This window comes from Geodermatophilus sp. URMC 60 (assembly GCF_053502585.1).
This window is the reverse complement of sequence record NZ_CP199958.1, coordinates 4,539,914-4,565,036: the sequence shown is the minus strand read 5'-3', so window position 1 is coordinate 4,565,036 and position 25,123 is coordinate 4,539,914. Positions and strand designations below refer to the sequence as shown.

Below are 25,123 nucleotides of genomic sequence, written 5' to 3'. Positions count from 1 at the left end.
CGATGACCGAGGGCAACATGACCGGCCGCCCGTACGGCGGCGCCAACGAGCGACCCGACGACGACGTCCTGCCCGGCGAGCGGCCGGAGGCGGGCGAGGTCGGTCCCCCGTCCCAGCAGGAGGAGCCGCGCGCGGCGCGGGACGGCGAGATGTCGACCAACCCCGGTGAGGCCGCCAGCGGGGTCCCGGACACCGACCACCCGCTCGGCGGCCGGAACAGCGGCTGACCCGCCACCACTGCCGCCCGCCCGGTCAGCTGGTGCGCGGCCCGGTCAGCTGGTGCGCGGCATCGTCGGCCTGCCCACGACCGGAGCGCGCCGTCCGCCTCGCGCCTGGGCCACGCCGAGCGGCGGCCGGGCGGCCGGGCGGTCCAGCAGGTCGGCCATGCCGGTCAGCCGCAGCAGCCGGACGGTGAACGGCGAGGGGGCGACCAGCCGCAGCACGCAGCCGCGGTCCTCGGCCAGCGCGGCGCCCGCGGCGAGCGCCCGCAGACCCGCGGCGTCGCAGAAGGTGAGGCCCGCGGCGTCGATGGTCCAGGTGCGGTGGCCGGTGACGCCGAGCGCGTGCAGTGCATCCCCGAGCCGGTGGGCGACGAGGCGGTCGAGCTCGCCGGCGGCGGTGACGCAGCCGTTCCGGAGGTCGATCGACAGCAGCAGCGGACGCTCGAGCGGCCGCTGCGAGATGGCACGTGCGGGCATGGTGATCCCCCTTGCGGAGCGCCGGGTCGGCGGGATCACCGCCGGACGGCGTCCCACGGACGGCGCGTCCGGGCCAGCTCTTCGACCCGGTCCCCGACGTTAACAGGACCAGCCCGTCTCGGCTGGTGCGCGATGGGATCGTCTACCACCGGATCGTGTCGACACGCCGTCCTGCTGGTCGGGGGCCCGCCCGGCCCCGACCGGGACGTCCGCCGCCCGCTCGCCGGCCCCGGCCGAGGGCGTGCCGGCGGTCAGGCCCCGTCGCTCCGCGCGCGGCGCCGGGCGCGCAGGCCGCTCACGAGCAGCCACAGCGTCACGGCCCCGCCGCCGAACGCGGCACCCTGGGCCATGCCGCCGAGGAACCCGCCGGCCGGTGCGACCCGGAACACGCCCGCGAGGAACAGGGCGAGGAGCACCAGGTAGGGCACCAGCCGGAGCCTCAGCAGCCCGGCCGGGTCCTCCACGCGGACACCGAGCTGCTGCGCGTAGAGGACGGTCACCCAGGAGGTGACGCCGACGACGACGGCGAAGACCGCCAGGGCGTAGGGCAGGCCCGTCGCACCGCCCAGCCACACCATCGCCGTCGCCAGGGCCAGCCCCAGCCACAGCGCCGCCTGGAGCCCGACGGCGCAGGCCTCGTTCCAGACGTCGCGCTGGCGCTCCTCCTCGTAGAACGGGTGGTCCAGGTCGCCGACCACACCGGCCGCACGCATGAACCAGCCGTCCCGTGCACCGGGCTGCACGTCGTCGTCCCCGCTCACCGACCCACCTCCACCTCGGACCCTCGCCCTGGCCGGTCGGCCTCGGGCTGCTCGCCGAACAGCTGCTCGACGGTGCGGTCGAGGCGGGCGGCGATCGCCAGCGCGAGGTAGACCGACGGCGCGTAGTCCCCGGCCTCCACCGCCACCACGGTCTGCCGCGTCACCCCGACGGCGCTCGCGAGTTCGGCCTGGGTGAGCCCCGACGCCGTCCGGGCCGCGCGCACCGCGTTGCGCCGCCCCTTCGCCGAGGTCCGCCCCATGGCGAAGAGTGTCGGGTCTACTGGACACCACGTCAAGTACACCCGACATCGCGCCCTGCACGTGCCTGGCAGGGGCCGGTCAGTCACCCTTGACGTTGACCACCTGGCGCAACGTGTGCCGCACCTCCACCAGGTCGGCAGCGTCGGCCATCACCTGGTCGATGGGCTTGTACGCGTCGGGGTGCTCGTCGAGGAACGCGTCCGAGCGGCCCCAGGCGATGCCCTTCATCCGCCGGTCGAGGTCGGCGCGGGTGAACATCCGCCGTGCGGCACCCCGCGAGTGGTTGCGCCCGGCTCCGTGCGGTGCCGAGGTCAGCGACGCGACGTCACCCCTGCCGACGACGACGTAGGACGCCGCGCCCATCGAGCCCGGGATGAGACCCCACTGGCCGGTCCGCGCGGAGATGGCGCCCTTGCGCGAGAGCCACACCTCGGTGCCGTAGTGCGTCTCCCGCTCGGTGTAGTTGTGGTGGCACTGCACCACCTGCGCGCGGTGCACCTCCTCGGTCCGGCCACGCCCACTCAAGAACTGCGACACCTGCTCGGCGAGGCGGTCCATCATCTCCTCGCGGTTGAGCGCGGCGAACCGCTGCGCCCAGTGCAGCGCCTCGATGTAGGCGTCGAACTCCGCCGTCCCCTCCTCCAGGTACGCCAGGTCGCGGTCGGGCAGGTCCATGCCGCTGCACCGGTCCTGCGCCACCCGGATGTGCTTGGACGCCAGCCGGTTGCCGACCCCGCGCGAGCCCGAGTGGAGGAACAGCCACACCCGGTCGTGCTCGTCCAGGCAGACCTCGATGAAGTGGTTGCCCGAGCCGAGCGAGCCCAGCTGCAGCGGCCAGTTGTGCGCGACGCCGTCGGCCTGCGCCACACCCGGCAGGTCGCGCAGCTCCGCGACCCGTGCCGCCGCCGTCTCGCGCAGCTTCTTGTTGTAGCGGCCGGCCGACAGCGGGATCGCCCGCGAGACCTGCTCGTGCAGCGTGGCCAGGTTGCGGCCGCGGACGTCGTCCCCGGTGAACTGGGTGCGCACGGCCATCATCCCGCAGCCGATGTCCACGCCGACCGCCGCCGGGATGATGGCGCGGTCGGTCGGGATCACCGACCCGACGGTCGCACCGAGCCCGAGGTGCGCGTCGGGCATCAGCGCCACGTGCGGGTGGACGAACGGCATCGAGGCGGTGCGCTCCGCCTGCACGCGGGTGGTCGGCTCCAGGATCGACGCCCAGTTCAGGAGGCGGTCGCTGATCTTCTCCATGTCCCTCTCGCTCCGGTCGGTGGCGCGACGGTGGAGCAGTCCTGCCCCGCCGTCCGCCCCGGTTACCCTCGCGAGGAGCTCAGTCGTCGTCCTTCTCGTCGTCGTCGTCCTTGTCGCGGTCCCGCCCGCGCTCGCGGTCCCGGCCGCGCTCCTTGCCGGCCGTCGCCTCGGCGGTCGGCGTGGGGGACGGCGCGGCGGTCGTCGGCGGAGGCGTCGGGGCGACGGCGTGGGCCACCGTCACCGTCGTCCCGACCGGGAGCTCGCCGGTCGGCTCCAGCGCGAGGACCTGCCCGTCGGGGACGTCGTCCCGCTCCACCGCGACCAGGGTGACCGTCAGGTCCAGGCCGGTCAGCCAGGCCCTCACCGCGGTCACCTGCTGCCCGACGTGGTCGGCGGAGTCCACCCGGACGTAGGGGACCGTGGACCGCGGCGCGACGGACGCCGGCGGCACGGACGTCGCCGGGGCGGAGGTGGTGGGGGCGGCCGCGGCCGGCGCGGCGGTGGGGACGTCGCGGCTCCCGAGCACCAGGCCGGTGACGACGAGCGCCGTGGCCACCAGCCCGACCAGCACCGGCACCACCAGCCGGCGCACCCGGCCGCGGCCGTCGTCCTCGTCGTCGGGCGTGGGCGGCACCGGGAGCACGGCGGCGGCCGCGGCCGGGCCGACCGGCAGCGTCGCGGTGGCCGGCTGCTGCGCGGGGACGACGGGCAGCACGCGGGTCGCGGTCCGCTCGTCGGCCGGCTCCGGCGCACGGCCCGCGGCGGCGTCGGCGACGGCGGGGACCAGCGCGGCGCCGTCGGGGATGCGCGCGGCCGGGTCGGTCACGAGGGTGCGCTCGACCAGCTCGCGCACCGGCGCAGGGACGCCGGCCGGCAGCGGCGCGGGCGTCTCCGTGAGCCGCCGCATCGCGACCTCGACCGAGTCGGGCCCGTCGAAGGGACGGCGCCCGGTGAGGCACTCGTAGGCGACCGTGCCCCAGGCGTAGACGTCGACGGCGGGAGTGGCCTTCCGCCCCTGCACCAGCTCGGGCGCGAGGTACTGCGCCGTCCCGACGACGTGGCCGGTGCGGGTGACGGTGGCGTTCGCGGCCGACCAGGCGATGCCGAAGTCGGTCATCTTCACGGTGCCGTCGGGACGGACCAGCAGGTTGGCCGGCTTCACGTCACGGTGCACGACCCCGGCCGCGTGCGCGGCGGCCAGCCCGGCGGCGACCTGGCCCAGCAGGTCCAGCGTGCGCTCCGGCGTCAGCGGCCCCTCGCGCGCCAGCACCGCCGACAGCGGCTCACCGTCCACCAGCTCCATGACCAGGTAGACCAGCCGGTCACCGCCGGGGAAGGCCGGCTCGACCTCGCCGTAGTCGTGCAGGACGGCGATGTTCGGGTGGGTGAGCCCGGCCGACAGGCGCGCCTCGGTGCGGAACCGGGTCAGGAAGACCGGGTCGCCGGTGAACTGGCTCTTGAGCACCTTGACCGCGACCTCGCGGCCGAGCACCCGGTCCTGCCCGCGCCAGACCTCGCCCATGCCCCCGGTCGCGATGAGCGACCGGAGCTCGTAGCGGTCCTGCAGGACGTCTCCCGTTGCCGCCATGCTCAGACGGGGTCGACCAGGCGCAGCGTCGGGTGCGGCGCCAGGCGCTTCTGCAGCGTGACCCGGTGCCGCCCGTCGGGCTCGTGCCGGAAGTCCAGCCGGTCGACCAGCGCCTGCATGAGCAGCAGGCCGCGGCCGTCCTCCAGCGGCGAGCGCTCGTCCCGCGCGGGCAGCTCGGCGGGGTCGAAGCCCTCGCCGCTGTCGACCACGCTGATCCGGCACAGCCGGTCGTCGATGGCCACCGCGACCTCGTACTCGGCGTGGTCCCCGGCGTGCTGGACGACGTTGGCGCAGGCCTCGGTGAGCGCCAGCGCGATCTCGTCGATCACCGTGTGCTCGACGTCCAGGTGCTCCAGGGCCTGCCGGCACAGCCCGCGGATGAACGGGACGCTGCCGGTGTCCACCGGGAGGTGGACGGTGAAGGCGATGTCCACGCCGGGTCCCCCTCTCCCGCCTGCAGGCATCTAGGCTGCTCAGGTTGCGCGTTCTCGAATGGGAGGATCGATCGGTGCAGTTCGACGTCGAACGGACCACGGTCCTCGGGCGGCCGGCGCTGACAGTACGCGGAGAGCTGGACCTGGCGACCGCCCCGCGCCTCGTGGAGGCCGCGGAGTCACAGTTGTCCCAGCAGCCGCAGTCCCTGGTGGTCGACCTGACCGAGACGACCTTCCTCGACAGCTCCGGAGCCCGGGAGCTGGCGCGCATCGCCCGCCGCGCCGCCCGCGAGCGCGTCGCGCTCGAGGTCGTCTGCCCCCGCGCCAACCGGCCGGTGCGGCTGGTGGTGGACCTGCTCGAGCTGCGGGCGATCGTGCCCATCGTCGAGTCGCCCAGCCTGACGGGGAACGAGGTCGGTCCGTAGGGTCGGCCGGCGATGACGCTGACCGCGAGCACGCCTCCCACTGACGTCTCGGGGGTCGACGAGGACGCCCTGCAGCGCTGCGCGGACGAGCCGATCGCCGTCCCCGGTGCGATCCAGCCGCACGGCGCGCTGCTGGCCGTGACCGAGCCCGACCTCGCCGTCGTGGTGGCCTCGGCCAACGCGGCCGACGTCCTGGGCGCGACCCCGGCGTCCCTCGCCGACGTGCTGGCCCCCACCGACCTCGACCGGCTGCGCGCCGGCCTGGCCGGGGACCTCGTCGAGCTCAACCCGCTGCGGGTGACCGTCGGCGGTGCCGACGTCGACCTGGTCGTCCACCGCGCCGACGGCCTGCTGCTCACCGAGTGGGAGCCGCTCGCCGGCGCCGAGCAGGCCGACGCGGTCTGGCACGCCCGGCTGGCACTGGTGCTGCAGCGGCTGTCGGCCGGCGGCACCCTCGACGAGCTGACCGCCTCACTGGCCCGCGACGTGCGGGCGCTCACCGGCTTCGACCGGGTGATGGTCTACCGCTTCGACCCCGAGTGGAACGGCGAGGTGGTCGCCGAGGACCGGCGCGAGGACCTCGAGCCCTTCCTCGGCCTGCGCTACCCGGCCAGCGACATCCCCGCCCAGGCCCGCGCGCTCTACGCGACCCACTGGCTGCGGCTGATCCCCGACGCGACCTACCGGAGGGTGCCGCTCGAGCCGGCCGCGAACCCGGTCACCGGGCACCCGCTGGACCTCTCGGGGGCGATGCTGCGCAGCGTCTCGCCGGTGCACCTGGAGTACCTGGCCAACATGGGCGTGGTCGCGTCGATGTCGGTGTCGCTGCTCGACCGCGGCCGGCTGTGGGGGCTCATCTCGTGCCATCACTACAGCGGCCCGCACCGCCCCTCCTACGCCGACCGGGTGGCCGCGGAATTCCTCGGCCGCACCGCCTCGCTGCTGCTGCACACCACGGTCGAGGACGGTGAGCAGGGCCGCGTCGTGGCGGTGGCGCAGCGGCGGGCCGAGCTGGTGGCCGCGCTCGGCCGCGCCCCCCGGACCCCGGCGCAGGCGCTGACCGAGGGGACGCCGACCGTGCTGGACCTGCTGCCCGCCGCGGGCGCCGCCGTCCGTCTCGACGGCCGGCTGCACCTGCTCGGCCGCACCCCGCCGGCCGAGCGGGTGCCCGGGCTGGTCGCGGCCCTGCTGGCGCAGGTGCGCTCGGCGACCGACGCGCTCGGCAGCGTGGTGCCCGAGGCGGCCGACGTCGCCGACACCGCCAGCGGCCTGCTCGCCGTCGAGGTGGGCGGCGGGCGCGGGGACTTCCTCGCCTGGTTCCGGCCGGAGACCCCCCGCGAGGTCACCTGGGGCGGCAACCCGCACACGCCCAAGACCGTCGAGACGGAGTCCGGGCCGCGGCTGTCCCCGCGCCGCTCGTTCGCCGCGTGGCGCGAGACGGTGCGCGGGACGGCGACGCCGTGGCGCGCGCACGAGGTCGAGGCCGCCCAGGAGCTGGCCGCGCACCTCACCGAGTCGGCGCTGCTGCGGGCCGGGGAGGACGACCGGCTGGCCGCGGCGCTGCAGCGCACCCTGCTGCTCGAAGCACTGCCGGAGGTGCCCGGCGTCGCGCTGGCCGCCCGGTACCGGCCCAGCGCCGCGGACGTCGTCGGCGGCGACTGGTACGACCTGGTGCCGCTGCCCAGCGGCCGGCTGGCGATCGTGCTGGGCGACGTCGCCGGGCACGGGTTGGCCGCCGCCTCGGTCACCGCCCAGCTGCGGCACGCGCTGCGCGCCCACCTGCTGCGCGACCGCGGCCCGGCCGCCGCGCTGCAGGGGCTGGGAGAGGTGATCGCCGCGCTGCTGCCGGGGGAGCTGGCCACCGCGGTCGTCGCCGAGCTGGACCCGGAGACCGGGGAGGTCGCGGTCGCCAACGCCGGCCACCTGCCGGTGCTGCACGTCGCGGCCGACGGGGTGCGATTGCTCTCCGAGGGGCGCGGTCCGGCGCTGGGCCTGCTCGACGAGGTCGACTACGCCGAAACCCGGGTCCGGCTGGCCGGGCCCGACCGGCTGCTGCTCTACAGCGACGGGCTGGTGGAGCGCCGCGACGTCCCGCTGCCCGACCGGCTGGACGCGCTGTGCGCCACGGTCGCGGCCGGCGGCGAGCCCGAGGCGCTGCTGGACGACGTGCTGGCCGCCCTGGACCCGCCGGACACCGACGACGTCACCCTGGTCGGCCTCGGGCGCACCTGAGCCGCGCCGGACCGCTCCCTCCCCGACCTCCGCCCCTGCCCCCCTGGTGGGCAGCGGTGGATCCGACCTACGCCGCTCCCCGCACGGTGAGCAGGGGTGGAGGTCGCGTGGAGGTGTGCGCCGGGCGTGGCGGGGACCACCGTGACCGCCGGCCTCCTCACCATCCGCCGACCGAGCCGCCCGGACCGACGTCCCTCCGGCAACCTCCACCCCTGCTTCGCATGCGAAGCAGGGGTGGAGGTTCGCGGAAGTACTGCCGCCGAGGCGGCTCGTTCCTGCAGCGGTGGTGCCGCTACCGAGCGCGGCCGTCGGCGTCCGGACGGCCCGGGACCGGCGGCTGGCGACGCACACCCGCGTCGAACCGCTGCGTGCGGTCGGCCGCGTCGTCGCCACCGTCCGCCGCGTGCCGTCCGGAGGTCGGGAGCCTGAACTCGGCGGTCTCGTCCAGCAGGTGCTTGGCCACGATGAGAGTCCTTCCGTGCGTGGTCCCCACCGAGGCTAGGAGACGGGCCGGAGGCGCGTGAGGTGGCCGGGGGCGGCTGTGGCGGGTGGGACCACTGGGGCAGGGGGTCCTCCATCAGTCACCCCGGCGACGGCGGCGGCGGGACGACGCGTCGTCGCCGCCCCGGCTGCGGGCGAAGGACCGCGCCACCTCCTGCGGCCAGCCGTCGTCCACCAGCAGCAGCTCCAGCCGCCGGCCGAGCACCTGGTCCACCTCGCCGGCGGGCAGCTCCGAGCCGAACACCACCTCGCGCAGCGCCCACCCGCGGCCGGCGCCCGCCCCGGTCGCGACCGCGGCGGCCAGCTCCTCGACGCCGGACACGTCCATGCGCAGCGCGGCCCACCGCAGCGCCGGCGGAAGCGCCGGCACCGGGACGGTGTCGCCCAGCCGCGACAGCCAACCCGGATCGGCGACCAGCAGGTGCCCGAGCAGCTCGCCGTGCGCCGCCGTCCACCCGCCCGACGACCGCCACTGGGCGACCAGCGCGTCGCCGACGACCTCGCGGCGCGTGGCCAGCAGCGCCAGCTCCCAGTTCTGGCCGGTGAGCCCGAGCAGCGGCAGGTCGACGCCGAGGGTCAGCGCCTGCTCGACCAGCAGGCCGGCGGCGCGGTCCAGCCGGGCGATCCGGCGCCCGCGGCGCACCTCGCCGGCCAGAGCCGCGCACAGGTCGGCCTGCCCGACCCCGGCCACCTCGACGGCGAGCTCGGCCGGGCCCGCGGCGCCGTCGAACACCTCGTCCAGCAGCGCCGCCAGCACCCGGCCCCGCACCAGCTCGGCGACCGTCGGCCACCGGTCGACCGCCGCCCGCAGCGCCGTCTCGACGGCCGGGCTGTCCCCGGCGAGGTCCAGCGCGGCGGCCACGTTGCCCCCGCGCGCCAGCCAGCGCGGTGCGGCCGACGACTCGAGCACGCTGGCCACCTGGTCGGCCGACAACCCGGCGGCGTCCTGTTCGGACCAGGTGTCGGCGAACAGCCACGCGTCGAGGCGGCGCAGGTCGGCCAGCTCGTCGGGAGCGAGCTCGGCCTTGCTCGCCGCCTCGAGCAGCGTGCGGGCGCGCTCGGTGTCGTGCGCCGCGGCCGCAGTCCGCGCGGGTGCGTCGGTGAGCCGCACGGCGACCGGCGCGGTGTCGCCGTCGTCCCCCCGGGTTCCGGTGTGCAGCGAGACGCCGCTGGTCAGCGCGCGCGGCAGGACGGCGAAGAGCACCTCGGCCACCTCCCGCCCCGACGCCGTCCGGACCGGGAGCGCGCAGCTGCCCGAGCCCGCCGCGAGGGTGGCCAGCAGCCCGGCCAGGGGCGGGGTGAGCGCGTCGACCTCGTCGGGGGTCAGCGCCGGTGCGGCCCGGTCGGCGATCGCCACCCGCAGCGGCGGCAGCTCGGCGGTGGGGGCGGAGTCCTCGGGCAGCGCGTCGAGGAACCGCCCGGCCCGGCGCAGCGCGAGCAGCTCGCGCACGCCCAGCCGGCCGCTCCCGTCCCACAGCAGGTGCACCAGGTAGTTGCCCGGGCGGCCGAAGCCGTCGGCACGGGCGGCCACCGCCCGGTAGAGCACCCGGCCCGCGCCGCGGGAGAGCACCCCGTAGGCCTCGCCGTCCTCGGGCCGGGAGCCGACCAGCGCGCCGAGCACCTTGCGGGTGCGGCCGACCTCGGCCGGCCAGTCGGCCGAGTGCGCGTAGACGCCGAACCCCGGACCCTCCAGCGTGCGGGTGGCCGAGGTGTAGAGCGCCTGCGGGCAGGCCCGCCCGCTCACCGGGACCACTCGCCGCGCAGGCCCGCGCCGTACTCCTCGGGGTCGAGCCCCTCCTCGGAGAGGAAGCCCGAGCGGGCCAGCAGCACCAGCAGGGGGTCGAGCACGCCGACCGGCGCGATCCGCGGGTAGCCGCCGTCCCGGGCGTCGGCGCCGGTCGCCGAGACCGCGTGCACGGTCGGCCGGGGCAGCCGGTGCAGCACCGCCGTCAGCAGGTTCGACCCGCCGCTGACCTCGAGGAAGTCGACCAGCCGGGAGCTGTTGGCGCGCACGTCGGCGAACCAGTGCGCGAGCGGCATCGCCCGCAGGTCGGGGTCGCGCAGCGTCTCGGCCGGGAAGTCGGGCACCCCGCGGAGCTTGTCGGCCTTGCTCAGCACGACGGCGGTCGCCACGTCGTCCACGTGCGCGTCCGGCGGCAGGTTGCGGGCGGCGCGCAGCACGTTGGCCAGGTTGACCACCATCTGCGTGTGCCGGGCCAGGCCCATCGAGTCCTCGCCGGGGTCGGCCACCGAGCGCAGCCGCGGGAAGACGCCGGGGGAGAGGACGACGAGCAGCGACGTCGCCGCGTAGAGGAACCTGCCGTACAGGCCCATGTCCTCGCTGCGGTACAGCTGCTCGCCGGAGGCGTCGAAGAAGACCAGGTTGACCGCGCGCTCGGCGCCGTTCCGGCCGGTGCCGCGCAGCACGAGCATGAACGGCTCGGGTGAGCTGCCCTCGCCCAGCAGCGGCAGGGTCAGCGGCAGCTGCTGGCGCTGCACCAGCAGCCGGTAGCGGTGGTCGTCGAAGCGGGCGGCGCTCTCCTCGTCCATCTCCACGGAGACGCCGAGCGGGGCCAGTGCGCCCTCGTGCAGCAGGTCGATGAGCACCGTCAGGTAGGTGCTCTTGGACGCGCCGGTCAGCCCGACCAGGCCCACCACGATCGTCGGCCGGTCGAGGTACTCCGGTGGCAGCCGATGCCCGCGCGGGCAGGTCGGCACCACGTTGGCCGCGGCCGCGCCGGCGGCCTCCCGGACGGTGGGCACCGGCTGTGGGTCGGTGCGCAGCGGGTCGAGCAGCCGCTGCCAGCGGGTGCGGCGCTCGACCGGCGGCCGGGTGGGTGCACCGGTGGCGTCGCGCCACACGGGCGCGGTCAGGGGCTCCAGGCAGCGGGGGCAGACGCGGCGGCGCATCGTCAGCGGACGAACAGCGCGAAGAAGACGATGGTGCTCGCGGCGAGGACGGCCAGCAGCACGCGCTGCCGCTCCCGGAACCGCTGGCGGCGCGCGTCGAGCCGCTGCTGGGCCAGCGCGCGCTCGTACATCCCGGACACGGTGCTCCTCCTCGAGGGTCGGGGCTCAGAAGACGACGTGGTACAGGACGGCGAGCAGCAGCCCGGCGACGACGCCCAGCAGCACCATCACCGCGGCGGCCACGGCGAAGCCGGTCCAGGTGTCGGCGACCGCCCGTTCCAGCCGGGCCAGCTCGTAGCGCGCCGCCTCGGTGACCGCGCCGAGGGAGCGCAGGTCGAGCATCGTCGTCCGCGGGTCGGGGATCTCCGAGGTCTCCCCGAGCCAGCGGGTGCGCTGCTCCACCTGGCGGGCCAGCTGGGCCACCGTCAGGCGGCGCTCGGGGTTGAACCGCAGCGCCTTCTCCACGCTGTCGAGCAGGTTGGCCGGGACCCCGGTCAGGTCCAGCCGGCCCGCTCGCAGCGCCAGGTAGTAGTCGGAGTCGGGCATCGTGTCGTCGGGGTCGACGGGGTGCACCGCGCCGGCCGCGTAGGCGATCACCATGCCCCAGCTGTAGACGTCGCTGGCCTCGGTGAGCACCGCCCCGGCGAGCTGCTCGGGGCTGGCGAACAGCTTCGTGCCCAGCGCCGCCATCCCGGTGGTCGCGGTGCCCGACGACGGCTCGGAGCCGATGTAGCGGCTGATGCCGAAGTCGACCAGCCAGACGTCGTCCCCGGAGATGATGATGTTGCCCGGCTTCACGTCGCGGTGGACGACGCCCGCGGCGTGCACGTCGCGCAGCGCGCGCAGCAGCCCGATCGCGATGCGGCGCAGCTCCTCGGCGTTCAGCCCGCCGGAGCGGTGCGCCATGAACTCATCCAGCGGCGTCCCGGAGACGTACTGCTGCACGTAGTAGGGCGCCTCGGCGTCGAGGTCCTGGTCGACGATGCTGGCGACCCGGGAGCTCTTCACCCGGGCGGCGTTCTCCACCTCCCGGGCCAGCCGCTTGCGGGCCAGCTCCGGCGCCCCCTCGGGCAGCCGCTTGATGACGACCAGCGCGCCCTCCGGCCCGGCCGACCCGACGAAGACGTCGGCGCCCTGGCCGCCGCGCGGCAGCCGGCACAGCAGGTCGTAGGGACCGATCCGGTCCGGGTCCCCGGGTTCGAGCAGTCCGATCTGGCGGGTCCCGGCCAGGTCGGCGACCGCTCCGGCGGGGTCGAGCGCCTCGTCCACGGTCGTGCGGCCTCCCATCGACGGCGGTGGGGCCGAGGCTAGGTCCTCTGCCTGGGAGCGAGGTGTGAGTCGGCCGCCCCTGTGTCCGCCCGGCCCCGCCAGGGTGCCCGCACCCCGGTGCCCGGGACATCCGGGACGTCCCCCATTCCGCCCCTGAGACGCCGGCAGCGGAACGCGCTCCGCGAGCTCGGGGCGGGACCCTGCAGCGGGGGTCAGCCGGCGGTCAGCACCCCGGACTCCGAGCGCACCAGCCGGCCGGCGTCCAGCGCCCGGGCCAGCGCGGCCTGCAGCAGCGGGGCCAGGGACGGCGTCCGGCGGCGGTAGCCGAAGACCTCGGCGGTGCGCACGAACAGCTCCTCCTCGACCAGCTCGCCCGCCGCCCGGCAGAGCGCGGACATGGCGTTGCCGACCTCCTCCGGCGCGACGTGCTCCAGCGGCCGGTCGGCGCCGGCGGCCTGCCGGCGGAAGCCGGTCCAGCCGGCGCGGTCCAGCGACTCCGGCCAGGCGAACTCGCCGTCGAGGACGCCCTCGGGCAGCAGCCGCAGCAGCGCGTCGCGGCGGGCCTCGCTGACCCGGGACAGCCCGAAGGCGCCCGCGGCCACCCGCACCAGCCGGTCGCGGTGCACCGGGCCCTCAGCCCTGACGCCCGCAGTCAGCACCCGCCGGACGGTGCGGGCGGCCCGCGGGTCGTCCAGCGAGTCGAGGGCCTTGCGCTCGAGGCCGCCCTTCGGCGTCCACGGTGCGAACGGGGCCTCGCCGTCCAGCAGCGGAGCGGCGGACTTGCGCGGGGTGCGCCGGGCCGGCCGGGTGCCGGAGGCGGGCACCGGCTCTCCGGGGGTCCGCGCGGGCACTGCCGGCGAGATCCCGGCCATCTCCGCGGAGGCGGCCACGACGGGTTCGGGCTCGGGTTCGGGTTCGGGCAGCACGGTCTCCACGACGACCGGCGGCGCGGCGCGCAGCGGCACGACCGCGCGCACCTCGGGCGCGGGCGGCCCGGCGGGCGCGGGCACCGGCGGAACGGCGTCCACCGGCCCCTGGTCCTCCACCACGACGGTGGCCGGAGCGGCCGGCGCCGGAGCAGCGACCGGCACCGCCTCGACCACGGCGACCAGCCGGTCGAGCACCGTCTCGCGGTCGCGCAGCCAGGTCGGCAGCCAGACCCGCTCGACGGCTGGCCAGCCGAGCATCCCCGACAGCACCTCGACCGGCAGGCCGTCGCGGTCGCCGACGGTGCGCCGCCGGGCCCACGCCGGGCCGTCGAGCAGCACGGCCATCACCGGCTCGTCCGGCGTCCCGGCGCGGGCCACCGACAGGTCCACGCGGAAGTCCGAGAGGCCGACGTCGGTGCGCACGCTCAGCCCCCGGTCGCGCAGCGCCGCGGCGATCTCCTCGCGGTGCCGGTCCGGGACGGCGACCGGCCGGGCGTCGCGCGGCAGCGCGTCGGTGCCCAGCGCGGCCAGGTCGAGGTAGGCGCGCAGGTGCTTCACGCCGACCGACGAGGTCTGCTCGGCGCGCAGCTGCGCGGGGTCGAACGAGGAGAAGACGACGACCTGCCGACGGGCGCGGGTGACCGCCACGTTGAGCCGCCGCTCACCGCCGACCCGGTTGAGCGGGCCGAAGTTCAGCGGCAGCACCCCGCGGTCGTCCACGCTGAAGCCGGTGGAGAACAGCACGACGTCGCGCTCGTCGCCCTGCACGTTCTCCAGGTTCTTGACGAACAGCCCCTCCCCGTCGGTGCGGTCCAGCGCCTCGACCAGCCGCTCGTCGCCGGCGTCGCGCAGCAGGCCCTCGATGTAGGCCCGCTGCTGCGCGTTGAAGGTGACCACGCCGATCGAGGGCAGCGCCGTGCCATCCCCGCCCACCCCGGCATCCAGGGGCACGGCGTCGAAGCGGCGGCGCACCTCGGCGACGACCGCCTTGGCCTCCATCGGGTTGGTGCGCAGCAGCCGGCCGGCGCCGGTGCGGTGGAAGGTGCCGTTGACCCGGACCAGCGAGATGCCGCGGCCGTCGACGTCCGACGAGGGGCGGCCGTGCGTCGGCGCGGGGAACGACGAGAGCCGGTTGTCGTAGTAGTTGGCGTTGCTGAACGCGATGAGCGACTCGTCCTGGCTGCGGTAGTGCCAGGACAGCCACTGCCGCGGCACCCGGGCCTGCACGCACTCGGAGAGGATCGACTCCTCGTCCTCGACCGAGGTGCCCAGCAGCTCGACCGCGTCGTCCTCCGCGACCCCGTAGGTCGGCTCGGCGAACGACGTCGGGGGCATCTGCCGGCTGTCGCCCACGACGACCGCCGCCTTCGCCCGGCCCAGCGCGCCGACCGCGTCGGCCACCCGGATCTGCGAGGCCTCGTCGAAGACCACCAGGTCGAACAGGCCGGCCTCGGCGGGGAAGAACCGTGCCACGGAGTCCGGGCTGACCAGCACGCACGGCAGAACGGTGGTGACCAGCCGGCCGTGGCGCGCCAGCAGCGCGCGCACGCCCAGGCCGCCGCGGGCCCTGGCCAGCTCCCGCTGCAGCGCGCCGACCTCGCCGTCGCCGCCGGCGGTGTCGAGGGACCGGGCGGCGAGCACCGAGGCGGGCAGCGTCGAGCGCAGGTGTGCGCGCACCGCCCGCGAGGCGGCGGTGAAGCGGGTGATCGCCCGCTCGTGCGCCTCGGCGTCGAAGTCGTCGAGGCCGGTGGCGTCGCGGCGCTCGGCGACCGACGCCCGGGCCAGCCCGCGCTCGAAGGCCCGGACGGCGTCCTCGGCGGGGAGCTCGCCGGTGACCAGCAGCGCCCGCGCCTCGTGCAGACCGGCGGCGCGCAGCGGCTCGAGGGTGTCGACCAGGTCGGCCCACCGGCGCAGCGACATCAGCCCCGTGTGCTCGACGCCGCGCTCGGGGCGGGTCATCTGCCAGCGCAGCACCAGGCCGTCGTCGCCGGCCCACTCGGCCAGCCGGCGCGGATTGCTGCGGCACACCCGCAGCAGCGCGGACACCGCGTCGCGCAACCGGGCGACGGCGGCGCCGGCGGCCGGGTCGGGGCCCTCGCCCTGCACGACCCAGCGGCGCAGCGCGACGGCGAACTCGCTGGCGCTGTCGGTGGCCGTGCCGGCCCGCTCGAGCCACTCGACCTGGCCGACCAGCAGCTCCGGCTCGGCCAGCGGGTTCCAGGTGGGCGGCACGGCCAGCCCCGGGATCACCGAGGCGCGCGCGACGATGCCCTGCGCGGCGGTCTGCAGCCGCCACAGCTGGGCGGTGAGCTCCGGGACGTCGCCGAGCTTGACCTTCACGCCCGGCCGCAGCACCGGCTGCAGCCGGTCGCGGACGGCTCGCAGCCCCCTCCGGCGGGCCGTGAACCGGCCGGCCTGCGCGGTCTGCGCGGCGACGTAGAGGTCGGCCAGCGGCAGCTCGAGCGCGGCCGGCGTGGCCAGCTCCATCCCGGGGTGGACGGCGCCGGAGAACGCCGCGACCTCGCCGAGCACGGTCGTCGTCGCCACGTTCCAGCGCTCGGTCGGCACCTCGTCGAGAACGTCGAGCGTCGTCGCCGGGCCGCAGAGCAGGTGGGCCAGGGCGTCGAGGTCCGCGGGCGTGCGGACCTCGCGCAGCACCCGCGCCAGGTGCGGCTCGCTGGGCAGGTCGCGGACGGCCTGGTCGGCGGCGGCCGCGGTCTGCTGGGCGGCCAGCAGGTCGACCTGCGCGGTGTCCACGAAGGCCCACGCGTGCCGGGGCGAGGGGCGCACGAGGTCGGCGATGTCGGGCAGCAGCGCGAGCGCACGGCGCACCGCCGTGAGCGTCCCGGCCGACGCGGCGGCCACGAACGCGGGGGAGACCGGCAGGGTGGGGACACCGTCCCGCCGGGCCAGCGTCGCCGTCCGCGCCGTGTAGTACGACAGGCCGGCGGCGTTCTCCGCGTGCAGCCGCTCGGCGTAGCAGGCCAGGGTGCGGCGGGCCGAGCGCAGGTCCTCGGAGTCGGCGGCCATCCCCTCGATCGCCGAGCTCGCGTCGTCGGCGGCGACCGCGTGCTCCAGCGCGGCCTGCACCTGGGCGCGCACCGTCGAGGCCTTGGCGCCCTTGTCGTGCAGGTCGAGTGCGAACGGGCCCATGCCGACGGCCTCGAGCCGCCGCGCGACGACGTCCAGGGCCGCGCGCTTCTCGGCGACGAACAGCACCCGCTTGCCGTCGGCGACGGCGCGGGTGAGCAGGTTGGTGATCGTCTGCGACTTCCCGGTGCCGGGCGGGCCCTCCAGCACGAAGGTGCGGCCGGCGGCGGCCTCGGCGACCGCGCGCAGCTGCGAGGCGTCGGCGGGCACCGGGCACGCTGCGGCCAGCCCGTCGAGGTCGGTGGCGCCCGCCGTGTCCGGGACCGGGTCGGTGAACGCCTCCGTGGGCCGGTGCACGAGGTGGTCCACGAGTGGGTTGGCGGTGAGGTCGGCCCAGTGCTCGTCGAGGTCCTTCCAGAGCCGGTACTTGGCGAACTGGAGGACGGCGAGGTCGGCGGTGGCCTCGACGCGGTGGGGGAGGCCGGCGTCGGCCAGCGCCTGGCGCATGGCCTGCAGCGCCTCGTCCAGGTCGATGCCGGCGCCGGTCCCCTCGTCGACGGCAGGGCCGGGCTCGGTCAGCCCGGGGACGGCGAGGCCGTGCACCTGCCGCAGCTTCTCGAGCAGGCAGTAGTTCGGGGTGCTCGACCCGGTGTCGTCGAGCGCGAGCCGGTAGACGCCGTTGCGGCTGGTCGGGGTCAGGGTGACCGGCACCAGCACCAGCGGGGAGCGCAGCGGCCGGCCGTCGAGCTCCCACACCAGGCTGCCCAGGGCTAGGTAGAGGTTGTTGGCGCCGGTCTCCTCGCGCACCGTCTTGGCCTTGTAGGCGAGGTTCCGCAGCCGCGGCAGGTAGCCGCCCTCGCTGACCTCGGCGTGCACCGCGCGGCGCTCGACGAGCACCTCGGCCAGCACGGCGTCGGGCAGGTCGCGCGCCGTGGCCACGTCGGAGGCACCGCCGCGCTCGCGGTGCACGGCGGCGATCCGGTCGTTGGGCAGCAGCTGGACGGCGGTGCCGTTGTGCAGCAGGTCCTCGAGCCGGGCCAGGTGCGACGCGGGGACGGTCAGCGGCAGGCCGGCCCGCTCGCTGTAGTTGATGAGCCGGTTGCGCAGCGAGAGGTCCAGCAGGCTGTTCTTCCACTGCTGCACGCGGGCCGGGATCTCCGGGCGGCCGAGTGCCGGTGTCGCCGGCGTCCGCTCGACCGGCCGGGCCGCGACGCCGTGCACCGCCGGCCGGTACTCGACGACCTGCACCGCGCCGTCCCGGCCGCGGGTGCGGGCCGGCAGCGGCACGATGCCGTCGCGCCGGGCGCGGTGGACGTCGGTGACGCCCAGGACCCGGTCCAGGTCGCCGGCGCCGGCCAGCCAGGCGCTGTAGGCGGGGGCGTGCAGGTCGGCGCCGGCCGAGCCGCGGCTGGTGAGCAGCGTGGTCTCGACCAGCCGGATCAGCCCGTGGTCGACGAGGTTGACCAGCGGCGCGACGTCGGTGGTGGCGACGCTCTCGGCGCTGCGCTCCTCGCGCCAGTAGCCGAGGAAGGCGTGTCCTGTCCCCACGCCCCCGCCGACGCCCTCGGCCACCCACAGCAGCGGCCGGATGCCGGCCTGCTCCAGCGCGGCGGCCAGCGTGACGACGGTGTCCAGGCAGGTGCCGACCCGCCCGTCGAGGACGTCGCCGGGGGTGCGCACCTTCTGCCCGACGTCTCCCCAGCCGGCCGGGGGCTCGGTGTAGCGGATGGCGCGGCGCTGCATCGCCTCGGCGAGCGCGGCGACGATCTCGTCGACCCGCTCGGGGCCGGACTGGTAGCCCTGCACCGACCCGCTGCCGGTGCGCTGCTCGAGCAGGTCGGCGGCCTCGCCGATGAGCGTGGTGGTGCTGGGGTGGTGGGGCAGCACGTGCGCGGCGAGCATCTCCAGTGCCAGCGGCACCGGCGCGGCCAGCCACTGGTTGGCGGCGAGCACCTGCACCGGGACGGCGGTGCCGCCGACGTCCTCGCCGTCCACGAGCAGGTCGATCTCGATCGAGCCGGGCCGCTGCTCCTCGATCTGCAGCATCGCGGCGGGGTCCATGACCAGGCCGATGTCGTTGAGCACGGTGGTCTGGCCGGCGTCGAGGTCGACCAGCAGCTCGACCGGGTTGCCGATCGGACCCTCGGCGTCGCGGACCCCGAGCCGCACCGTCGCGCCATGCACCGCGCCGCCGTGGTTGGTCAACGCCAGGCGGGAGACGACCGGGACGCGGTTGTGCGCGAGCGCGTAGCTGAGCACCGGCGTCGAGGTCGCCTGGATCGCGACGGCCGGCCGGGTGCTGGGGACGGAGGGCCGGACGTCCGTGGTGCTCATGGCGTCCTGTCTACCGGTCCGGACGGAACGGTCCCCTCAGCCGCGGAGGCGTCTGCGGCGGGTGTGACGGCTGGGGCGGGACTGGCTCCGGATCCGGTCAAGAGCACCTGCGGAGGGTCACGACGCCGCGGCCGCGTGCCGATGGAGGTCGGCGGTCGCCGCCCGGTCCGCGGCCCCGGCCGTCGTCAGGACCGCAGCGTGCAGCTGGGCAGCTCGCCGAACCGGTCGCGGTACTGCTGGGCGAAGCGGCTCTGGGGGCAGAACCCCCATCGCACCGCCACGTCGGTCACGCGCACCCGCGTCGGGTCGCTGCGCAGGAGCTCCGCGCGGGCGCGGTCCAGCCGGACCCGCCGCAGGTAGGACATCGGCGTCTCGCCGAGGGCCTGCTGGAAGGCCGCGTGCAGCGCGCGGACGCTCATGCAGCCCACGCGGGCCAGCTCCTGCGGCGTCAGCGGCTCGTCGGCGTGGGCTTCCAGGTAGGCCACCACCGGGGCCAGCCGGGGACGGGCGGAGCGCTCGCGGCGCCGCTGCCCGCGCTCGAGGGTGTCGGTGGGCACGACTGCACCTCCGCCGATCGCCGGGTGGCCGGGCGCGACCCGACCTGTGGCGCACGCCACTATGGGGCACGATACTTCCGCGGCGCCGGCTGTGGATCCTCCGGTGGCACGGCGGCCGCCCGGAGGGCGCGGTGCCGGGACCGCACACCGGAGGGCGTCCCGGCCGCGGTTGCGGCGGTGCGGTGCTGTGCCGCAGGTTGCTGGCATGGCCGATGCGCAGCGCCGGGAGTCGGGACTCGTCGTCGAGGCACGCGGGCACGTCCGCGTGCTCACCCTGGACCGGCCCGAGCGCCGCAACGCGCTGTCGAGCCCGCTGCAGGCCGATCTGGTCGAGGAGCTGCTGCGCTGCGGGGAGGACGGCGACGTCCGCGCGGTCGTCCTCGCCGCGAACGGGCCGGCCTTCTGCGCCGGGTTCGACCTCGACGAGATCCGCGAGCAGGACCGCCGCGGCGAGCGCTTCCGCCCACCCATGGACCGGCCGACCCGCGCGCTGTTCGAGGTGGTCACCGAGGTGCCGGTGCCCGTGGTCGCCGCGATCGCCGGGGCCGCCGTGGCCGGCGGCTTCGAGCTGGCGCTGGCCTGCGACCTGCGGGTGGCCGCGTCCGGCGTCCGCATGGGGCTGCCCGAGGCGAAGATCGGCATGGGCGCCAACTTCGGCTCCGTCGTCCTGCCCAAGCGCATCCCCATGGGGATCGCGCTGGAGCTGCTCTACACCGGCGAGTACGTGACCAGCGAGGTCGCCGAGCGGTGGGGGCTGGTCAACCGGCTCGTGCCGGCGGACGACGTCCTGCCCACCGCGCTCGGGCTGGCCGAGGCGATCGCGGCCAACGCCCCGCTGTCGGTGCGCCGGATGAAGGCGACCGCGGTCAAGGGCCTGGAGCTGCCGCTGTGGCAGGCGCTGCGGCTCGACGTCGGCCCGAACCCGTACCTGTCCGAGGACCGCAAGGAGGGCATCGCGGCGCAGCGGGAGAAGCGCGCGGCCCGCTGGACCGGGCGCTGACCCCGCACGCCGCCCTCCGGAGGCGAGGAGGGGTGGGGCGGCTGGGGCGGGAGGCGCCCGGCTCCCGCAGCAGCGGCCGGGTGCCCGGTATGCGCCGCCGGGCGGTTCCTCTGCCCCGCCCGGCGGCCCGGGGACGTGGCTGCGGATCGGCGTGCCGGTCGCCGTGGCAGGCGTCGTCGGTCTCGCCTCGGTGGGGAGCTCGCCTCGGTGGGGAGTCGGCTGGGCTGCGGCGACCCGCCGAGTCCACCGAGGCCGGCGACTGCCCTCCCCGCGTGCTCGGCCCCTGCTCCCTCCTGTAAGCAGGGGCTGAGCCTGCGGAGGACGAGGGGAGCGGCATGCCGAGGACCAGCGCGGGTCTGCTGCTCTACCGGCGTCACCCCGAGCGCGGCGTGGAGGTGCTCGTCGGCCACATGGGCGGCCCCTTCTGGGCGCGCAAGGACGCCGGCGCCTGGTCGATCCCCAAGGGCGAGCACGGCCCCGACGAGGAGCCGCGCGACGTCGCGCTGCGCGAGTTCGCCGAGGAGATGGGGTTCCCGGCGCCGGCGACCGACCTCGTCCCGCTCGGTGAGGTCCGGCAGTCCGGCGGCAAGCGGCTCACCGTCTGGTCCGCGGAGGGCGACCTCGACGCGGCGGCCGCGGTCAGCAACACCTTCTCCCTGGAGTGGCCGCCGCGCTCCGGCCGCGTGCAGGAGTTCCCCGAGATCGACCGCGCCGCCTGGCTGACCGTCGACGAGGCCCGCGAGAAGCTGGTCACGGGCCAGGTGCCGCTCCTCGACCGGCTGCTCAACCTGCTGGCGTGAACGCCCGGCAACGGTTGGACGACAGCTCGTCCCACCCGCCCCACCCCGCACCGGAGCGGGTCGCCGTCCTGGCAGGGTCCGGCCGAGCGAAGTCGCCGGACTTCCCGAGGACTGAGGAGGACGCCGATGTCGGCGTGTGCGAAGTGCGGTGCGGCCCACCAGCAGGGCCGGTTCTGCGTCGGCTGCGGCACGGCGCTCCCGCCGTCCCCGTCCCCGTCGCCGCGCCCGCGCTCGCCGCTGGCCGACGAGCTGACCCAGCCGGTGCTCCGCCTGGACCGCCCGTCCAGGCCCGCCGTCCCCGCCCGCTGAGCGGTGCCGCCCGGGCCGCAGCGCGGCCCGGGCGGAGGCGACGTGTCGACACGTCGGCATGTCGTGATGCGGTTCACAGCAAGCACTACGCTTGCAGGAGTTAGCAAACGGCTCGCGCCGGGCAAGACTGAAGACGTCAGGTCATCCCCGATGTCTGGAGTTCCCCCCGTCATGACCGACAACGCCAAGATCATCAACCAGCTCCGCGCCCTCGTGCTGCTGACCCAGACCGAGGAGCAGGTCGCCCGCACTCGCGTCTCGCAGGCCCGCACCGAGGCCGTCACCCGTGAGCTGACCCAGAACGCCGACAACGCCGCCGAGCGGACCCGGGACATCACCGACCAGCTGCGCGCCCTGGGTGGCGTGCCGGACGTCGTGACCCCCGTGGTGGGCCGCCTCTCCGCCGTCCTCAAGGCCGGGTTCGAGCAGGCCGAGCCGCTCGAGGAGGCCCTGCTGCAGGACCTCAACCTGGAGCACCAGCTGCACGACCGCGCCACCTACCTGAAGGTGCTCGCCGAGCAGGCCGAGCTGCCGAAGGTCCGCCAGCTCGCCGAGCGGCTCATCACCGCGCACAAGGCCACCGTCGAGTGGCTGACCGTCGTCCTCGCCGAGGAGGCCATGGGCGGCCCGGCCGCGCTGCAGGCCACCGCGCTGCAGCGGGTCGCCGGTACCGCCGCCCGCGCTGCCAACGCCCCGGTCCGCTTCTGGGCCAACCGGGTCAACGAGGTCGTCGAGTCGGTGCACCAGCGCCGCGAGCAGGCCGGCGAGCGGCTGAGCGAGGCGACCGACAAGGCCTCGTCGTTCACCGACGCCGTCCGCGAGACCCTGACCGTCGGCCGCAGCGCCGCGCTGCGCCGGGCCGAGCGGATCGCCCGCCGCGAGGGCAACAAGGACGCCGCCAACGCCGCCAAGGCCGCCCGTGAGGAGCTCGGCGACGTCAGCGCCGACGAGCTGCCGATCAAGGGCTACGACTCGCTGTCCACCCAGGACGCGATCAAGGCGGTCAAGGAGCTCAAGAGCGCCCACGACGTCCGGGTGATCATCCGCTACGAGGAGACCCACAAGAACCGGACCAGCGTCGTCAACGCCACGCAGACGCAGCTGGCCGCGCTGGCCAAGGAGGCCGTGGGCGTCTCCGAGTGACGTCGCACCACCCCTCGCGAGGGCCCGTTCCCATCTGGGAGCGGGCCCTCGCGGCTGTCCGGGGAGGGGCTGCACGTGTACGCCCGGGCGCGGTCGGTCGGGGCTCGCTGGATCGGGGAGATCTCGGTCGCACCGCGTTTGACCTGCCCAGCGCCTCGGGGATGGGATGCCGCATGAGCATCACACCCGACGCCCTCGAGCAGGAGTTCTCCCTGACGACGGCCGTCACCCGCCTGGACTTCCTGGCCCGGCGGGACAGCGGGGAGACCACCCTGAACACCGCGCAGGACGTCGACGCCGACGACTGGACCTCGTTCAAGGAGGCCACCACCTCGCTCGACGTCCCCGAGTCGCTGGAGCTGCTCGCGCTCGGCGAGGTGGTCGCGCACAAGGCCCGCGACAGCCAGCTGACCGGCTTCCGCGCCGCGCTGCGCGGCGGCGCCTCCTGGGAGCAGATCGCCGCGGCGCTCGACGTCCGGCCCGAGGAGGCCTGGACCCGCTACCACCAGCTCATCGAGCGCCAGGAGCGCTCCCGCGTGCTCGACCCCGACGCCGCCGCGGCCGCCCGTGAGCTCGCGGGCGCCCGCCCGCGCTGAGGGAGGACCCCGTCCTGCCCACCCCTCGCGAGCTCGGGGCGGTGCCCTGGACGGGGCCGGGGCACCGCAGGAGAGCCGTGCCGACGGGCACTCGGCGCGCACGCCCCGGTTCCGCTCCGGGACCGGATCCGCTGCACTGGCCCTGCTGGCGTCGTCCCCGGCAACCGCCACGGGAGCGCCGGCGCGCGAGAGCCCGAGCAACCGTCGAGGAGGACGCGATGAGCGCAGCCACGGAGACCGGCGACGTCACCGGCACCAAGGACAAGGACTACAACCTCATCTGGTTCACCGAGCAGTGCCTGAGCAACGCGCTGCGGCTGGACACCTACATCCAGGACGCGGAACGGGACGGTGACAACGAGCTCGCCGACCTGTTCCGCAAGGCGCAGAGCGACAGCCGCAAGGGCGCCGAGCGGGGCAAGGCGCTGCTGCGCTCGCGCATGAGCGGCTGAGTTCCCGCGATGGGGCCGGGGCCGGACGTCGTCCGGCCCCGGCCCTCGTCGTCCCGGTGGCCCTCGGCTCCGCGTCAGGACGCGACGCGGGGGCGGCTACGGCGCGACGTTCTGGTTGTGGCGGAACAGGTTCCCCGGGTCCCAGGCCCGCTTGACCTCGCGCAGCCGCTCGTAGCTGGCGCCGTAGTTCTCGGCGACCTTGGCCGCGTCGTCGGCCGAGGCGAAGTTGGTGTAGCCCCCGGCCTGGGAGTGCGGCGCGATGGCGGCGTGGTAGTCGCGGACCCAGCGGGTGTTCGCCTCGTTGTCGGCCGGATCGGGCCACATCCCCGCGATCACCGTCGCGAAGTTCGCATCCCGGTGCCCGAACGCGGTCGCATCCGGCGCCACGTCGTGCGCCGCGCCGTTGATCGGGTAGATGTGCACCGTCGAGTTGACCACCGGTACGCGCGGGCCGTGCTCGACGTGCGCGGCGATCGCGTCGTCGGTGAGCTCGGTGACGAACGCGGCCTTCCAGTAGTGCTGCAGGCCCGGCGGCACCAGCGGGTCGAACGCGCTGTTGAGCGCCGGGTAGGGCATCGGCCCGACGTGCTCGGCCACCGGCGCCGCCACCTCGCGCAGCCCGTCGATGATCCGCTCGCCCTCCTCCGCGGGGCCGTTGTAGCAGGAGACCACCGCGGCGAACGGCTCGCCGACCCGGTCCTCGGGCACGAACGGCAGGGGCGGCGCGATCTGGAACGCCGGGAAGCCGCCGTACTCGCGCGGCGCGTCCCGGATGAACTCGCGGAAGAACGTCAGCACCGCCGGGGCGTCGGAGAGCTCGAAGAACATCGGCCCGCCGTAGATGACGTCGACCGGGTGCAGCCGGTAGGTGAAGCGGGTGACGACGCCGAAGTTGCCGCCGCCGCCGCGCAGCGCCCAGAACAGGTCCGCGTTCTCGTCCTCGTCGGCGGTCACCACCCGGCCGTCGGCGGTGACGACCTCGGCCGCGGTCAGGTTGTCGCAGGACAGGCCCGCGCCGCGGGTCAGGTAGCCGATCCCGCCGCCGAGGGTCAGCCCGCCGATGCCGGTGGTCGAGATGATCCCGCCGGTCGTGGCCAGCCCCGAGGCGGCGGTCGCGTCGTTGAACCGGCCCCACGTCGTCCCGCCGCCCGCGGACGCCGACCGGGCGCCCGGGTCGACGTCCACCGCCTGCATCGCGGACAGGTCGACGACGACGGCGTCGTCCGCGGTGCCGAAGCCCGGTACGGAGTGCCCGCCACCCCGGACGGCGACCGCGCGGCCGGTCTCCGTCGCGTACCGGACGGCGGCCACGACGTCGTCGGTGCCCGCGCAGCGGAGGATCAGGTGCGGGCGGGCCTCGATCATGGCGTTGTAGACGTGCCGCGCCTCCTCGTAGTCCGGGTCCTCGGGCCGGATCACCTGGCCCCGGAAGCGGTCGGCGAGCGTGCCTGGCACCTGCGTGGTCATGGCCCCTCCAGCAGTCGTCCGGAACGGTGGACGACGCCGGCGGGGGTGCGGAGCGGCCGGGAGCGGGCGGCTGCCGGCCCGGGGGCTGCGACGCCTGAGCTCCTGGCCCGGCGCAG

Annotated in this window: 23 protein-coding genes; 9 read left to right on the top strand and 14 right to left on the bottom strand. The window is 75.9% G+C overall.

Features of this window, described 5'->3' with window-relative positions:
• Positions 1–2 precede the first annotated feature (2 nt).
• Positions 3–227, top strand: a complete 225-nt coding sequence (locus ACWIX3_RS21530; protein WP_448609389.1) for a hypothetical protein — start codon at positions 3–5, stop codon at positions 225–227.
• A 45-nt stretch (positions 228–272) separates the two neighbouring features.
• Here ACWIX3_RS21530 and ACWIX3_RS21525 read toward each other — a convergent pair whose 3' ends face one another.
• From ACWIX3_RS21525 to ACWIX3_RS21500, 6 genes are all read right to left on the bottom strand, one after another.
• Positions 273–698 carry an STAS domain-containing protein gene (locus tag ACWIX3_RS21525; RefSeq protein ID WP_448609388.1) on the bottom strand — a complete coding sequence of 142 codons (426 nt, stop codon included), beginning with the start codon at positions 696–698 and terminating at the stop codon, positions 273–275.
• Positions 699–949: 251 nt separating this feature from the next.
• A complete protein-coding gene (locus ACWIX3_RS21520) occupies positions 950–1,459 on the bottom strand; it encodes a hypothetical protein (RefSeq protein ID WP_448609387.1) in 510 nt (169 codons plus the stop codon).
• On the bottom strand, positions 1,456–1,719 hold the full coding sequence (locus ACWIX3_RS21515; RefSeq protein WP_448609386.1) for a helix-turn-helix transcriptional regulator: 264 nt from the start codon (positions 1,717–1,719) through the stop codon (positions 1,456–1,458). The genes ACWIX3_RS21520 and ACWIX3_RS21515 overlap by 4 nt, the downstream gene beginning before the upstream one ends.
• A 79-nt stretch (positions 1,720–1,798) precedes the next feature.
• The gene (locus tag ACWIX3_RS21510; protein WP_448609385.1) at positions 1,799–2,971 is read right to left on the bottom strand and encodes an RtcB family protein; all 1,173 of its coding nucleotides are present in this window, start codon (positions 2,969–2,971) and stop codon (positions 1,799–1,801) included.
• Positions 2,972–3,050: 79 nt separating this feature from the next.
• Positions 3,051–4,559 carry a serine/threonine protein kinase gene (locus ACWIX3_RS21505; RefSeq protein ID WP_448609384.1) on the bottom strand — a complete coding sequence of 503 codons (1,509 nt, stop codon included), beginning with the start codon at positions 4,557–4,559 and terminating at the stop codon, positions 3,051–3,053.
• 2 nt (positions 4,560–4,561) lie between these two features.
• Positions 4,562–4,993 (bottom strand): ATP-binding protein, encoded by a 432-nt coding sequence (locus tag ACWIX3_RS21500; protein WP_448609383.1) that lies wholly within the window; start codon positions 4,991–4,993, stop codon positions 4,562–4,564.
• 74 nt (positions 4,994–5,067) lie between these two features.
• Between ACWIX3_RS21500 and ACWIX3_RS21495 the strand changes: the two genes are divergently transcribed.
• Together ACWIX3_RS21495 and ACWIX3_RS21490 are read left to right on the top strand one after the other, a co-directional pair.
• Entirely contained in the window at positions 5,068–5,418 is a 351-nt protein-coding gene (locus ACWIX3_RS21495; protein ID WP_448609382.1) for an STAS domain-containing protein, read from the top strand.
• A 12-nt stretch (positions 5,419–5,430) separates the two neighbouring features.
• Positions 5,431–7,650, top strand: a complete 2,220-nt coding sequence (locus tag ACWIX3_RS21490) for a SpoIIE family protein phosphatase (protein WP_448609381.1) — start codon at positions 5,431–5,433, stop codon at positions 7,648–7,650.
• A 292-nt stretch (positions 7,651–7,942) separates the two neighbouring features.
• Here ACWIX3_RS21490 and ACWIX3_RS21485 read toward each other — a convergent pair whose 3' ends face one another.
• The 7 genes from ACWIX3_RS21485 to ACWIX3_RS21455 all read right to left on the bottom strand — a co-directional run bounded on the left by ACWIX3_RS21485 (position 7,943) and on the right by ACWIX3_RS21455 (position 19,240).
• Positions 7,943–8,113 carry a hypothetical protein gene (locus ACWIX3_RS21485; RefSeq protein ID WP_448609380.1) on the bottom strand — a complete coding sequence of 57 codons (171 nt, stop codon included), beginning with the start codon at positions 8,111–8,113 and terminating at the stop codon, positions 7,943–7,945.
• A gap of 114 nt (positions 8,114–8,227) precedes the next feature.
• On the bottom strand, positions 8,228–9,895 hold the full coding sequence (locus tag ACWIX3_RS21480; protein ID WP_448609379.1) for a GAP1-N2 domain-containing protein: 1,668 nt from the start codon (positions 9,893–9,895) through the stop codon (positions 8,228–8,230).
• Positions 9,892–11,013 (bottom strand): TRAFAC clade GTPase domain-containing protein, encoded by a 1,122-nt coding sequence (locus tag ACWIX3_RS21475; protein ID WP_448609378.1) that lies wholly within the window; start codon positions 11,011–11,013, stop codon positions 9,892–9,894. The genes ACWIX3_RS21480 and ACWIX3_RS21475 overlap by 4 nt, the downstream gene beginning before the upstream one ends.
• 50 nt (positions 11,014–11,063) lie before the next feature.
• Positions 11,064–11,201 (bottom strand): hypothetical protein, encoded by a 138-nt coding sequence (locus tag ACWIX3_RS21470; protein WP_448609377.1) that lies wholly within the window; start codon positions 11,199–11,201, stop codon positions 11,064–11,066.
• Between the two features lie 25 nt (positions 11,202–11,226).
• On the bottom strand, positions 11,227–12,330 hold the full coding sequence (locus ACWIX3_RS21465) for a serine/threonine-protein kinase (protein ID WP_448609376.1): 1,104 nt from the start codon (positions 12,328–12,330) through the stop codon (positions 11,227–11,229).
• A gap of 212 nt (positions 12,331–12,542) precedes the next feature.
• Positions 12,543–18,683 carry a DUF4011 domain-containing protein gene (locus ACWIX3_RS21460; protein ID WP_448609375.1) on the bottom strand — a complete coding sequence of 2,047 codons (6,141 nt, stop codon included), beginning with the start codon at positions 18,681–18,683 and terminating at the stop codon, positions 12,543–12,545.
• A 185-nt stretch (positions 18,684–18,868) separates the two neighbouring features.
• Positions 18,869–19,240, bottom strand: a complete 372-nt coding sequence (locus tag ACWIX3_RS21455; protein WP_448609374.1) for a helix-turn-helix transcriptional regulator — start codon at positions 19,238–19,240, stop codon at positions 18,869–18,871.
• Between the two features lie 205 nt (positions 19,241–19,445).
• Here ACWIX3_RS21455 and ACWIX3_RS21450 point away from each other — a divergent pair, with 205 nt between their 5' ends.
• From ACWIX3_RS21450 to ACWIX3_RS21425, 6 genes are all read left to right on the top strand, one after another.
• Complete coding sequence (locus ACWIX3_RS21450) at positions 19,446–20,240, top strand: enoyl-CoA hydratase/isomerase family protein (RefSeq protein WP_448609373.1); 795 nt, start codon at positions 19,446–19,448, stop codon at positions 20,238–20,240.
• 335 nt (positions 20,241–20,575) lie between these two features.
• Entirely contained in the window at positions 20,576–21,040 is a 465-nt protein-coding gene (locus ACWIX3_RS21445; protein WP_448609372.1) for an NUDIX domain-containing protein, read from the top strand.
• A 126-nt stretch (positions 21,041–21,166) separates the two neighbouring features.
• Positions 21,167–21,349: a hypothetical protein gene (locus ACWIX3_RS21440; protein WP_448609371.1), complete on the top strand. Its 183-nt coding sequence runs from the start codon at positions 21,167–21,169 to the stop codon at positions 21,347–21,349.
• A 171-nt stretch (positions 21,350–21,520) separates the two neighbouring features.
• Positions 21,521–22,492 (top strand): ferritin-like domain-containing protein, encoded by a 972-nt coding sequence (locus tag ACWIX3_RS21435; protein WP_448609370.1) that lies wholly within the window; start codon positions 21,521–21,523, stop codon positions 22,490–22,492.
• 173 nt (positions 22,493–22,665) lie between these two features.
• Positions 22,666–23,088, top strand: a complete 423-nt coding sequence (locus tag ACWIX3_RS21430) for a hypothetical protein (protein ID WP_448609369.1) — start codon at positions 22,666–22,668, stop codon at positions 23,086–23,088.
• Positions 23,089–23,306: 218 nt separating this feature from the next.
• Entirely contained in the window at positions 23,307–23,540 is a 234-nt protein-coding gene (locus ACWIX3_RS21425; protein WP_448609368.1) for a hypothetical protein, read from the top strand.
• A 96-nt stretch (positions 23,541–23,636) separates the two neighbouring features.
• On the opposite strand, the gene ACWIX3_RS21420 is transcribed toward ACWIX3_RS21425, so the two are convergent.
• A complete protein-coding gene (locus ACWIX3_RS21420; RefSeq protein ID WP_448609367.1) occupies positions 23,637–25,007 on the bottom strand; it encodes an FAD-binding oxidoreductase in 1,371 nt (456 codons plus the stop codon).
• Between the last annotated feature and the right edge of the window lie 116 nt (positions 25,008–25,123).

Bases quoted from the DNA above. Each gene is read 5' to 3' on its own strand.
- ACWIX3_RS21530 (WP_448609389.1), top strand. From the start codon at position 3: ATGACCGAGGGCAACATGACCGGCCGCCCGTACGGCGGCGCCAACGAG.
- ACWIX3_RS21525 (WP_448609388.1), bottom strand. From the start codon at position 698: ATGCCCGCACGTGCCATCTCGCAGCGGCCGCTCGAGCGTCCGCTGCTG.
- ACWIX3_RS21515 (WP_448609386.1), bottom strand. From the start codon at position 1,719: ATGGGGCGGACCTCGGCGAAGGGGCGGCGCAACGCGGTGCGCGCGGCC.
- ACWIX3_RS21510 (WP_448609385.1), bottom strand. From the start codon at position 2,971: ATGGAGAAGATCAGCGACCGCCTCCTGAACTGGGCGTCGATCCTGGAG.
- ACWIX3_RS21505 (WP_448609384.1), bottom strand. From the start codon at position 4,559: ATGGCGGCAACGGGAGACGTCCTGCAGGACCGCTACGAGCTCCGGTCG.
- ACWIX3_RS21490 (WP_448609381.1), top strand. From the start codon at position 5,431: ATGACGCTGACCGCGAGCACGCCTCCCACTGACGTCTCGGGGGTCGAC.
- ACWIX3_RS21460 (WP_448609375.1), bottom strand. From the start codon at position 18,683: ATGAGCACCACGGACGTCCGGCCCTCCGTCCCCAGCACCCGGCCGGCC.
- ACWIX3_RS21450 (WP_448609373.1), top strand. From the start codon at position 19,446: ATGGCCGATGCGCAGCGCCGGGAGTCGGGACTCGTCGTCGAGGCACGC.
- ACWIX3_RS21445 (WP_448609372.1), top strand. From the start codon at position 20,576: ATGCCGAGGACCAGCGCGGGTCTGCTGCTCTACCGGCGTCACCCCGAG.
- ACWIX3_RS21440 (WP_448609371.1), top strand. From the start codon at position 21,167: ATGTCGGCGTGTGCGAAGTGCGGTGCGGCCCACCAGCAGGGCCGGTTC.
- ACWIX3_RS21435 (WP_448609370.1), top strand. From the start codon at position 21,521: ATGACCGACAACGCCAAGATCATCAACCAGCTCCGCGCCCTCGTGCTG.
- ACWIX3_RS21430 (WP_448609369.1), top strand. From the start codon at position 22,666: ATGAGCATCACACCCGACGCCCTCGAGCAGGAGTTCTCCCTGACGACG.
- ACWIX3_RS21425 (WP_448609368.1), top strand. From the start codon at position 23,307: ATGAGCGCAGCCACGGAGACCGGCGACGTCACCGGCACCAAGGACAAG.
- ACWIX3_RS21420 (WP_448609367.1), bottom strand. From the start codon at position 25,007: ATGACCACGCAGGTGCCAGGCACGCTCGCCGACCGCTTCCGGGGCCAG.